This is a genomic window from Mesorhizobium sp. M6A.T.Cr.TU.017.01.1.1 (assembly GCF_004023115.1).
Classification (GTDB): Bacteria; Pseudomonadota; Alphaproteobacteria; order Rhizobiales; family Rhizobiaceae; genus Mesorhizobium; species Mesorhizobium mediterraneum.
This window is the reverse complement of sequence record NZ_RZTA01000282.1, coordinates 1-486: the sequence shown is the minus strand read 5'-3', so window position 1 is coordinate 486 and position 486 is coordinate 1. Positions and strand designations below refer to the sequence as shown.

Sequence of the window (486 nt, the reverse complement as noted above, 5' to 3'; positions counted from 1 at the left end):
GCCATCGCCATGCTGGTCGGTTATGGCGGCACCGGCGGACCGGCGATCGAGGAGCCCGAACCCCAGGCAGCCCTTGCCGCCATCATCTCGTTCTCGGCGCTGTTGATGCTGTTCGTGTTCGATTTCGACCACGAGATAATACGCGCGCTGGTTTCCTCCTACACGGTCGCGCCGGTCAACATCTTCTTCAACCCGCAGGCAGCCCTCGTCGATGTCACCGACACGGTGTCGGACACCTTCTTCCTGGTCATCCGCCTCGGCAGCCCGTTCGTCGCCTATGCCATTCTCGTCAATCTGACGATCGGCTTCGTCAACAAGCTGACCCCGCAGATCCCGATCTATTTCATCTCCCAGCCCTTCATCATCGCCGGCGGCATGATCATCTTCTATTTCGCCGTCGGCACCATGCTGTCGCTGTTCGTCGACGGCTTCGTCGACCTGACGCTGGCGAGATGACCATGAGCACGCGCAAGGACCGCCTGAAGA

General features: G+C 60.7%; 1 protein-coding gene. It reads left to right on the top strand.

All coding sequences use genetic code 11. The annotated features are described in order from the left end of the window. The coding region (locus EOB36_RS34005) for a flagellar biosynthetic protein FliR (protein WP_206521338.1) at positions 1 to 456 on the top strand (456 nt) is incomplete at its 5' end. Between the last annotated feature and the right edge of the window lie 30 nt (positions 457 to 486).